Origin of the sequence: Cytophaga sp. (assembly GCF_051961495.1) — a bacterium.
GTDB lineage: Bacteria > Bacteroidota > Bacteroidia > Cytophagales > Cytophagaceae > Cytophaga.
In genome coordinates this window covers 1-12,618 of sequence record NZ_JBQCDF010000308.1, presented here as the reverse complement: position 1 = coordinate 12,618, position 12,618 = coordinate 1, and the positions used below count along the sequence as shown (strand labels likewise).

Annotated in this window: 3 protein-coding genes; all 3 read right to left on the bottom strand. The window is 45.0% G+C overall.

All coding sequences use genetic code 11. The annotated features are described in order from the left end of the window. The coding region (locus ACTHJT_RS16975; protein WP_440240412.1) for a beta strand repeat-containing protein at nt 1-6,039 on the bottom strand (6,039 nt) is incomplete at its 3' end. Nucleotides 6,040-6,159: 120 nt separating this feature from the next. Beyond that, a complete protein-coding gene (locus tag ACTHJT_RS16970) occupies nt 6,160-12,198 on the bottom strand; it encodes a gliding motility-associated C-terminal domain-containing protein (protein WP_440240410.1) in 6,039 nt (2,012 codons plus the stop codon). Nucleotides 12,199-12,364: 166 nt separating this feature from the next. After that, a partial coding sequence (locus tag ACTHJT_RS16965; protein ID WP_440240408.1) for a gliding motility-associated C-terminal domain-containing protein occupies nt 12,365-12,618 on the bottom strand: 254 nt, incomplete at its 5' end.

Sequence of the window (12,618 nt, the reverse complement as noted above, 5' to 3'; positions counted from 1 at the left end):
TAAGTACCACTCATAGCTCAATGTACCTGTACCGGTTGTCGCTGCCGTTGCTGTGAACGTAAACGCTGCAGAACCTGCACATACCTGACCCGGATCATTGATGCTCGCTGTTACTGTTTCAGGTGAGGTAATGGTTACTGTTACAACGTTACTGTATACAGTGCCGCATCCTGATGTTTCAACACGACGGAACTTTGTAGTAGCAGTCAATGCACCGGATGCATATGTATTCGACGTTCCTGAAACAGGTCCGAAATTACCCAGTGCATCCGTTTTTTCCCATTTGTATGTATACGCCCCATCACCACCAGTAGGCAAGCTTACGTTTGCAAATGCTGCCGGTACAGCTCCTGAACAAATTGTTTGATCTGTACTGATTGTACCTGCCACAAAATCCGGACGTACTGTGATATGAATAACATTACTTGTTGCTGTATTACAAGGTGCCGGTGTACCTGCATCCGTTATAATTCTTCTATAATAGATATCAGAAGTAAAGGTACCTGATGGCGTAAAATCTTTTCCGCCATTTGTCGGTGCACCTGTGGTTACAGGTCCCCAGCTTGAAGCTACACCGGGAGTTGTTGTTTCTTGCCACACATAAGTCAATGTACCTGCCGTTCCGGCCGGAGCTGCTGTTTCTGTTATAGCTGCGGGTGTGCCGTTGTAACAGATTGTTTGGTCGATACCAATTGTACCCGCACCAATACCGGCATTTACTGTGGTTGTTACAACATTACTCAAAACTGGTGTAGTGCTTGCGCAGGTTGCATTGCTTACTACCTGTACATATACTTTATTATTCGTTGTTGTCAGAGCAGAAGTTGCAAATGTGGTTGCTGTTGTACTTGGTGCACCTTGTGACCCAACCCCTGTAATAAACCACTCATAGGTCGGAGCAGGCGTAGAACCTGAACCGCTTACTGTTGCAGTAAATACAACCGGATTGTTGGCGCAGATACTCGTTACGTCCGGAGCAATGCTTACACTGATCGTTGGTACCGGTGTTACCGTTACCATTACCGGTGAAGAAGTTGCTGTTACAGAAGTTACACAGGTAAGTGTACTGTTTACCGTTACCGTTACAGAGTTCGGCGAAGTAAGCGCCGTTGTTGTGTATGTAGCTCCTGTACCGGCAGCTGTCGGTGTACCATTCCAGGTATAAGTTGGTGTACCACCATTTGTAGAAGTTGCTGTATAGGTAACCTGATCTCCCGGACAGATCGTAGTCTTATCTGCTGTCAACGTTACCGTCGGTGTCACATTCGGATTAACCGTCATCGTGATCACATTGGATGTTGCATTCGGTGTGCTTGCACAGCCTGAGTTGCTCACCATCTTTACGCTCACCTGATCGCCGTTTACCAATGCTGTACTTGTAAATGTATTTGCAGTTGTGCTTGGGGCTCCCTGAGAATTTGTTCCGATGAACCACTCATAGGTTGGAGCATTACCTCCATTACCAGGTGTGGCTGTAAATGTTACGCTTGTGCCTGCACAAATTGCTCCGCCTGGTGAAGCTGTGATTGTTACTGCCGGAGTAACAACGGTTGTTACAGTAATAACAACTGCATTAGATGTTGCAGGGTTTCCAGTCGGACAAGTTGCGTTGCTGGTCATCATTACATAATAACTATCATTATTTGCTGCAGTCGTAGTTGTGTATGTTGCACTAGTCGCTAATGAAATCGGCGTTCCGGATCCAACTGCTCCTTTATACCACTGATACGTTGGTGTTGTGCCACCATTTGTTGGTGTTGCGGTGAACGTTACGCTTGTTCCCGCACAGATTGTTGTCGATGGTGTTGCAATGCTCACACTTACCGGTAGGGCCGGGTTCACGGTTACGTCGTAATTGAATGGTGTTCCCGCGCAGCTTCCTGAAGTAGAGGTTGGTGTGATCACATATTGCACGACAGCTGCTGCCGCATTTGAATTTGTTAACGTTTCATTAATAGGACTTGTTGAGCTGGATCCTGTATTAGGTGTAACACCTGCAACAGCTGCACGCGCCCAGGCATAGTTTGACGCCACATTGCTGGTGATCGCATAATTCTGTGCAACACCGGAACAGATTGTTCCTGTTACTGCTGAAGTAATCACCGGTTTCGGATTTACCGTTACCGTATAATCAAACGTTGCGCCCACACAACTTCCGGTTGTGGCTGTTGGTGTAATTTTATATACAACCGTTGTTGGTATTGTTACTGCAGAACCTAAGGTCAATGGCTCTGTAATCGGGCTTGTTGAGCCGGAACCTGTAATTGGAGTAACTCCTGTAACGGCAGCCCTTGTCCATGCATAGCTCGATGCCACATTGCTGGTAATTGCATAGTTCTGTGCAATACCTGAACAGATAGCGCCTGTATTTGATGAAGTGATCGTTGGTGTAGGGTTTACTGTTACCGTATAATCAAACGTTGCTCCCACACAACTTCCGGTAGTGGCTGTTGGTGTAATTTTATATACAACTGTAGTGGGAATTATAATAGTAGAACCTAAAGTCAATACATCTGTAATCGGACTCGTTGAGCCGGAACCAGCTACACCGGTATTCACTCCCGTAACGGCAGGCCTTGTCCATGCATAACCAGATGCCACATTACTTGTGATCGCATAGTTCTGCGCAATTCCTGAACAGACTGTTCCTGTCGCCGAAGAAGTAATCACCGGCTTCGGATTAACCGTTACGGTATAATCAAATGTTGTTCCTACACAACTTCCGGTTGTTGATGTCGGTGTAATTTTATATACAACTGCTGTTGGTATTGTAATGGTAGGGTCTAACGTTAAAACGTCTGTAAGCGGGCTACCAGAACCTGAACCAGCTGCATTCCCATTTACTCCTGTTACTATGGCTCTTGTCCATGCATAGCTGGATGGAACGCTGCTTGTAATCGTATAGTTCTGTGCAATGCCTGAACAGATCGTTCCAGTTGATGCAGAAGTGATCGTTGGTTTCGGATTAACCGTTAATGTCAAGGTATCATCTGTGAAACAGGCTGCGGCTCCGGTTGATCCGTCTTCCACACGTAATATGTATTTACCTGCATCTGTCAACGCACCTGTGATGCCTGTATAATCAGGAACAGGTGTAGCTGTGTTCGCAACCAGGGTAATAGCTGCAGTTTGTAAAGGAGTTGCTGTTCCTACTTTGATCCATGAATATTTAAATCCGCCTGCTGCAGTGGATGCTGCCGTTACCGTTACAGAGCCCGATAAAGTCTGTGCCGTACCCTGGCAGATCGCCAGTGTAGACGCTGCCGGTGTTGTGATCACAACCGTAGAAGGTTTTGTACACGTAACACAAGGTGTCACCACAATGGTTTTGGAATAAACTTTACTGGTTGGTTCCGCTAAAATAATGTCATCAATCACGAAGTCATTACCACCTCCGTTTCCTGGTTGTGCTGCCTGTAAGGTCGCATCTCCTTTTGCACGGATTGTTAGCGTATATGCACCATTGGAAGGTGGTGTCCATACAGCGCTCAACTGGTTCCATACATTGTCTTTTGATGTATTGATGCTTGCGATGGTCTGGTTGGTTACACCCGGACCATTGACAATGAAACTCACGCTTGAAAGAAGCGGGTTTGGATTGCTTGCAAAATTTACAGCATTCGCTACCCATAAAGAGAACAGATAGCTCTGCCCGCCGATCGCATTGAAATCATATGCAATCACATTTCCATCTGCACTCTGCGGATCGACAAATAACATATTACCTGTACCTGAAGTATGGTCACCCAAATTCACACAGTAGCCACCACAACCTGTAGTGGTGGGGTTTTTCAGCACCGAGAAGTTTCCCTGTGAATTCCCCTGGTTATACAATCCATTCGCAGTACCATATTTAAAGCCATTGACACCCAGTTCAAAATCACTGTTCTGGATCAGGTTGGATGCAGGGAACCGTGCATATACAGTATAAGTTGTTGTTGTCAACGGAGAAACAGTAATTGTCTTTCCGGTACCAACAACTGTTCCTACCGGCGCTTCCCAACGATCGATAACTCCAACTTCATCACCTGTAACGGTGTTGATTGCTTTCGCCGTTAATGTTTTATTTGCTCCTACGCAGGCGCTCTGGCTTGGTATTACATCAAAGCAATCTGCGATCGGACCTACACTTACTGTTGATGTCTGTGTCACCGGACCACCGAACAGAATATTATCAATAGCAAAATCATATCCTGCACCACCTTTTACCTGCTGTTTGATTTCTATTACTGCCTGCGTAGCTGTACCTGAGTTCCATACGACCTGGTCTGTTTTCCAACGGCCAACACCTGCGTACTGTCCCTGGCCATCGGTTGTGAAAGTAGCGACTTTAAAGTTGTTGATGAAAATGTCAAATTTCGTATCGATATCTGCTACCCGCGCGGTATTGGATGGATCTGAGTTCCAGGAAATATTTGCATGATCCATGGAGAAAGTATAATCCTGACTTTGACTCAGGCCTGTAACTGTCTGTTTCCAGATAATGCTTCCCGGCTGGTAAGTCTGAAAACCATCCGAGTATAAAAATTTTCCTGAGCCTTTCATTTGTGTAGCAGGAGTCCCCGGCGCTGATGTGCTCCAGTACGACTGTTGTTCCGTTACATACGTATCAATCCGGTACTGACCGCTGGAAGGTGTACCTGAAGTATTTGTCATGTCGCTTGTAAAGCCCGTATTCCCTGATTCAAAGTCGCCGTTGATTACAGAAGGACCTGTGAATACCTGTGCAGTTGCTGTAAAATTTAATGTTCCTGTTGCGCTTAATGTTACATCTGTGATTTTTGAATTCGGAGAGGCTGCCAATGATGCCGGAGACCAGGAAACAGAACCTATGTTTGAACCATATGCTTCAACCGTAACTTTATCTCCTACACAATAACTTGCCTTTGGATTATTTACTTTGGTGAATAAAGCACGCTCCTGAACAGTCACTGCGGTTTCCTGGTAACAGCTGATATTATTTACATTCGCTGCCAGTTTTACCTCACGTACAGAATAGGTCGCAGCCTGATTAACGGTAATGCTTGTCATGCCAGGGCCTCCAACAGTAGCGGTTCCGTTTTTATACCACTGGAAATAATTAGAAGTACTTTCGTATACAGTAACATTCAGAACTGAGTTATCAGTGCCGCTAACAATTATAGGATTAGATGCTACCACAACATCCGATGTAAGCACGGGTACGCAGCAACCTGTTGTTGTTTTTTTAGCCGGCGGAGTTAATGTATACGGGCAATAGGTATCCGTTTCCCATTTATAAATCATGGACTTACCGGAATTGGATGCGCCGGTAATATTGATACCCGCTGTGTTGTTGATCGGGAAGGTAGTAGCTGTATTCAGCATAGCCAGATCCAGCTGGTTTGTACCGATGGCAACTGTACCGGCAGTTGGTGAAGCAGGGTTTGTAACAACGGTCATGGTATATGAGCCTGCCGGAGTATCAATGAATACCGGTACACGTAACAAGTATACGTTTGATGTTACTTTCGTAAGGTTGGTTGAGTTGAAATAATAAATGGCTGAATATTTAGTACCTATCTGAACCTGCACATACCAGGTCTTTGAAGGATCCACATAGTAAGAGAAAAATGGAATGGTAACATAATTGATACGCGTTTCAAGTGATGAAGTAAAATTCATGCTATAACCGGTTGCCGGAGCAACTGAGTGATTCTCAACCGTAGGATTAGCCAAGCTGAAATTTACCGGCTTCTCCTTTACATACCAGAATGTACGGTAGTCCCAATTGGGAGTCGTAGGTGTAGGTGAAGGTGTTGTATATCTGTAAGGTGAAACAAAATCAGTACCTGCCGCATTTTCACCATAGTTTCTATCCAGTGTATCAACAATGGTTGTTCCTGCAGCATTGTACACAGGTTCATACCAATGGTATTTAGCTGTAGGATCAGGGTTGGTAATTTTCCACTCAGCATACGAATTCTCACACCAGTCTGTCACACTGAATGTTTCCGTTCCGCATTGTGCGTATCCCAGATAGCTGCATGCCAAAAGGACTGCAGCAAGAAGCAACTTCATTTTCATAAAACTTATTTGAATTGTAAGGCATTGAATAGGCCAACGCAAAATCTTTGTGTCTTTCTTTTGATTTAATACAGCCCAGCGGCCTTTAGTAACCGCTGCCTGCAAATTAATATTTTATTTTACCAGCTGAACCCAGCCTGTAAATGTATTTTTAACTTTTACACTGTGCAGGTCAATGATGTAGAAGTATGTGCCATCAGGCAGTACTTCGCCATTCCTGTAATTTGTTCCATCCCATTGTTTTGAATATCCTGCGCTTTTCCAAACGAGGTTTCCCCAACGGTTATAAATAAGGAACTCCGCATCCGGAAAGTTCTCTATACTTTCTATATCCCATGTATCATTTACGCCATCGCCATTTACTGTAATTACATTTGGTATGCGAATGCGCTTCTCAACATAGATGGTTACAAGATCTGCTGTTGAACACAAGTTGGAGTTATTGTATGCAATCAATGTATAAGTCATGTTATTTGAGGGAACAGTCAGAGATGGCTGCAAATTATATGCATCGCTTAGGCCGTACCCCGGGCTCCATACAAAGTTGGTCGTGTTCGCACTCACAGCGCCGTTTAAATTTATTGTCTCACCTTCTACCGCATGAATGTCTGTACCTGCATCTGCAGAAGGGCTTGCCAGCATTTTTACCTTAATTGTATCCGTATAGGTGGCGCATATACCGTTGTCTTCCTGCATGGTATATAATCCACCGGGAAAGTCTGCCGCGGTAGCAATATAAATCGAATTCGTCGCCAGTGGAATTGCTACTCCGTCTTTATACCATTGAACTGTATTGCCTGTATGCAAACCTGATGTGCGTATGATTACTTCTCTCGGTGTACATACGGTTGTATCTCTGTTCAACATCAGCGGAACCGGTTTTGTACGTACCTCCAGTGTTATAACCGGAGAAACTGCCGTTGACGGATTCGCACACGCCAGGTCGCTTGTCATTTGTACATAAACTTTATCTCCGGTTGCCGGCTTTACAGCTGGTGTATAAACTGAATTCGTTGCCCCCGCAATCGGTAAATTTGTTTTTGCATCATACCACTGATAAAGCGGAGTTGTTCCCTGTCCCTGCACCGGCGCAGCGGTATACGTGACTGACTGCACTGTGTCACACAGAAGTGTTGCAGGCGTTCCCGCGGTTACAACCGGCACAATTACTTTAGGTACCACCAGTACTACGGTTATATCCACGTCACCGGAATTACACAGATCCGATGAAGACACAATAACTTTATATACCGTGCCGCTATCTGTTGTCTGCGGATTGGTAATTGTATAAGCCGCAGTAACTGCGCTGCTGATGGTTGTCCACGGCCCGGTATCAGAAGAACCTTTCTGCCAGGTGAATGTTGGCGATGTACCAACGTTGGTTGCTGTCGCTGTCAGTGTAATATCAACACCTTCACAAGTAACGCCATCATTGATTGTGACTTCCGGGTGGCTGATTGAATCCACACGGATAACAACAATATTACTTGAATCTCTTCCGCAGGCTGCTGTTACTATTCTTCTGAACCAGGTTGTGTCTGATAATGGTAAGCTCGTATAACCGACCTGATCAACGATACCTGGCGCAACGGTCCATGTGGAGCCTTTATCAGATGAAACAGCCCAGGTATAGGTTTGGGCACCGGGTTCACCGCCACCGGAAGCCGGAACCAGTTCCACCAGTGAAACACTTGTACCATCACATACAGTAGCATCATTGCCTGTGGTACCACCCTGCAGAGGCGCATAAACATTGATCGCAATCGGTATTGTATAGGAAGTGTCGCAATAACCGGATCCCATTCCGACCCTTCTCCTGTAATAGGTTGTATCTGTCAGTGCTGTTGCCTGCGTATAGCTAAGGCTCGTTGCCCCGGGAATATCATTCCAGATCAGCAGGTCTGCAGACTGCTGCCACTGGTATGTTTCTGATCCCGGTCCACCGGTGCCACCGGTAGCTCCCGACAAACTCAGTAATGATGCCGGCGGGATGGTATTATAACAAATGGATGGATTTGCACTTGAGGTGGTTCCCGGGTCCACACCCGGTACTGCATCTACGGTAATGGTATCTGTGACAGCAGTCGTACATACGCCCGATGCATCCAGGCGTCGGAAATATGTCCGGTTGAAAATATTAGGCGACTGATAAGTTTTATTGGTTGCTCCGATAATATCATTGAAGATTATATTATCCGATGACTGTTGCCATTGATAAGAGTAAGTACCTATACCTCCCGACGAAGGAGCCTTTTCAAGAAACATGTTTACAGGATTCCCTGCACAAATAACTGTGTCGTTCCCTATGCTGCCGGGCACTACCTTTTTATCAACCTGTATAGTGATAATGTTTGTAGCAACTGCCGGACAATTACCTGCGGAATCAATCCGCACAAAATAGGTTGTTGCCGATAATGCCGGTGCCTGGTACTGTTTCAGCGTTTCGCCTGTCAGTATTGATTTGCCTGCAATGGTCTTAAAACTATCGGCCGACTCATACCACTGGTATCTGTATGGCGTACCGGTAGAACCGGATGAAGGAGACAACTCGGTAAACAAAACAGGCACAGTGCCTTCGCAGATGGTATCAGACTTGGCAATGACAGCTGGTGTAGTTATGGGTTCATGAATAATAACAGGAATAGCTGTTGAAGCCGTGATGCAGGAAGCTGTTGCCGTGAGGCCATCCTGTACTGCCAGATAATATCTTCCGGAATCCGCGGCAACAACTGAAGGAATCTGCAGATCTGCATATGTCAGCGACGGACCGGTAAGAACAGTGATTCCAAGTGCATTCTCTTTTACCCAGGAGAAATAATATCCTCCTGTAGGATTTGGCAATGTATCAATAACATCGAGTTGCAGATGTAACGAACTGCCGCTGCACAATGTAGATATACCTCCCGTTACTTTTATAGAAACTGAAATTGGTTTTTTACATGGCGGAGGAATTACCGTACAGGTTTTATAAACAACAATTTTTGTTTTAAGTGTATCCATACAAACCGTTGCACCCGCACCATCCTGCACAATCAGGTAATACGTGCCGGAATCTGCTTCAACCGCCAGGCGGCTTACAGGCGGATAGTCTGCATATGCCCCGGGTGTACCAACAACCACGGGAACTGTAGCCGGCTGCTGCAATTTCATCCAGGTGAAATAATATCCTTTATTTAAAGATGCTTTCCCGATGCTGTCAACCAAACCCTTCAATTGGAATATACTGCCAATCGCTTCACAAAGTGTATCATTTTCTATAGGAACTATTTTATCAGGTATTACAGAATTATTCACCCGGATCTTTACAAAATTTGTTTGTATGGCAGCACAGTATTTAACTGAATCTTTACGAACATAATATAATGTTGCAGTTGGATTTGCGGCATTATACGTCACAGCCGTTGCGCCTGTTATCTTCGTCAATACAGGGGTACCGGTACTGTCTTTCGCAGTGTACCATTGATGGTATACAGGATTGCCCAAATAGTTTTTAGGCGGCGCTAATTCTGTAAGTACAGATGAGGCGCTACCCAGACAAAGTTCCTGATGGCTTTCGATCAAGCCTTTTGTTGAAGGAGCCTTGTTAATGGTTATTTTGACCGCTGCAGAGTCTTTGCATAAAGGGCCTGCATTCAGGCCATCCTGTACAACCAGATAATAATCCCCGGAATCTGCCGCTGTTACAGAAGTTATGGAAAGGTCGGCATACGTCTTTGAAGGTGTTGTGAGTAATACGCTACCAGCACCGTTTATTTTTCTCCAGGAAAAATAAAATCCATTCAACGAGGAAATGCTGCTTGTATCAATAACATTTTTCTGCAGCTTCAACGGACTACCTGCACACAAGGTGTCATTCACACCTGCACCCAACTGAACAGAAACTGAATTTGGTTTCACACATGTTGGCGGCGGACAAAACAATGTTGCTGTAACCGGTACACGTTTACACAGAATACCCGCTGAAATTTTCCAGTTGTAAAAAAAGCCGTATGAAGTAGGCGCCCAGGAAAGTGCATTGCCGCTACCATCTACAGACCCGGTGATTGTTATAATATCAGGTACTGAATATGGATAGGATGCTCCGGAACCATCCCAATGTACATTCACGCTTCCTGTTGCATATTCCAGATAGTAATCATTACCCGGCGGAACAGCAAAACCCAGATAAAACTGCACGGAATAATCTTTTGTACAATTGCACGGTCCTGTGACCAGCAAGCCTTTTGTTGCAAGTATGGCAGGGTTGCCTTTCTGGCGAAGATTAATGACTAAGTTATCAGTGTTCGTATTATATGTACGAATGTTTAATGTTACAGAATCAATGGTAAATGCGCTTAATGCATTAAATGCCATATATGTATTGGAGCCGCCAGAACGATTGTTGAACGATGTCAGCATATTGACAGGTGTAAAATTGCCATATGAGAACGTAGCCGTATCTTCTACATAAAATGTTGATGTTGCCGATAACGTTGGTGTGTATGTACTCCCCTTGGCCAGCGCTGTGCCACCGGTAGCGGCATCCCACCATTTGTATTTTCCTGTACCGGTTACTGAAAGAGTAACTGCCTTTGCAGGTGGCGCACAAAAGGTCGTATTATTCGGTACTGCCGCTTTCGTAGAAATATCGACGGAATCTTTTCCATCCAGACAACCGGTAGAACTTACAACAACTTTATATTCGCCCGGTGCAGCAGCTATTATGGACGATCCTGTCTCTCCCGGCAACAGTATACCATCCAGGTACCATTTATATGTGTACCATGAACCGGTAATGCCAGCATTCAATGTTGTACTGATTGGATTACACAACACAACATCTGATCCTAAATTCGCAATGATTTTTTTTGGCCCTACCGGAGGTACTGTAAGGCATGAGGTCATAACAACGCCGTCCATCCCGCTGTGAGCGCCTAATGTGGTTCCATCTGCAGTAACGATCCCTGAGTTTCCTTTCACAACACTTGTTGTTACGAGTGCCGGGATAGAAGCCAGTGAAGTGCAAATAACGCCGCCGCCACCGCCGCCGCCCGGTGCATGGCCGCCACCGGTATAAGTCATGTCACCGCCTTTGCCCCCATTGGAAAGAATCGTTAATGCTCCTGTTATGGTGTTTGTTTCTATCTTGATTGTCCCGCCTGCGCCGCCACCACCGGCTCCATCATTACCGCTTCCTGTAGTATTCAACGCTGAAGCTCCCGAAGCATCAATGACATGTGTATTACCAGCAATCTGATTTGCCTTGATAAAAATCAAACCACCGCCATTGCCGCCGCTTGTTCCGACATCATTATTCTGATGGCCGGCACCACCACCTCCGCCTAAAAATGCTTTTGCTCCTCCACTTGTATTCAATTGATAACCTCCAACACCTCCGGATAAAATAGTGCCGGAGCAATAATCATTGCCGCCGTTACCACCACTACCACCATTCGAACCGCCGCCGCCGCCGCCATTATGGCTGTTACCGCCGCCACCGCCATTGGCATAAGCTCCTTTTCCCAAATCGTATCCGCTAAGAATTTCGGCAATACCTTCTCCTTTGGGAGCTGCATTATCATAATTTGTTCCTGAATAAAAATAATCTGTCAGGCCGCAAGGATAGGCAGAACCATTTGTAATACTGATACCTCCTCTGAAACCTAAACCTTTCAGGTCAATGTCTGCAGATAAGGTAAGTGTACCTGTAACTTCAATTGCCAGAATACCACCTGTCATACCGTTCCATGGCTGAGCAGTTAATACACCCGTTACTGTTGGGTTGGCATACACCGGCACGCGAACCAATTGTACCAGGCCGGCAGCGTTATATGTATTTGACAAACCGGTTGTAAAGGTTATATCCGAACCTGCTATACTTTGAATTGTTTTAAACTCGTAATTACCTGCTTCAGCATAGTTTGATATTTCTCCAAAAGATGATGTATTTGTCAGATCTGTTGACGCGCCTTTCATCTGAATGATCAAGACCCTGTCACCTACTGAAAAAGATGCTGTTGAAACGACGGTTACTGTATTGCAGTTTCCTGCGCAAGGATTACAAACCGGCAGATTTGTTACTGGCGTATATGTATTGACAATACCTGAAATGGATTGTGCCTGCAGGACACAACTATATATAAAAAATACTAATAAACCGACTATTTTTTTCATACATACAAGGCGTATTTATAAATCGACATTTAGTTATATAATATGATTTTGTTTACTTTTCTTTACCGCTGATCGTAGAGTATATGCCACAGTTGGCATCTTTTATAATGAATTACATAATCAGGTAGAAAAAGTAACCTGATCATGTAATTTTATTTTTCTTTTTTTATTTCACTACCTGTACCCAGCCTGTATATGGCTCTGTATAAATCTGGCTGTGAAGGTTTATGATGTAGAAGTAGGTGCCATCCGGAAGAATCTCTCCATTGCGGAAGTTCATGCCGTCCCACTTCTTCGGATAACCTGAACTCTTCCAAACAAGGTTCCCCCAACGGTTGTAGATCAAAAACTCCGCATTCGGGAAGCTCTCTATGTTCTTGATATCCCATGTATCGTTTGTACCATCTCCGTTCACTGTAA

Coding starts and splice junctions, on each gene's coding strand:
- ACTHJT_RS16970 (WP_440240410.1), bottom strand. CDS start 12,198: ATGAAAAAAATAGTCGGTTTATTAGTATTTTTTATATATAGTTGTGTC.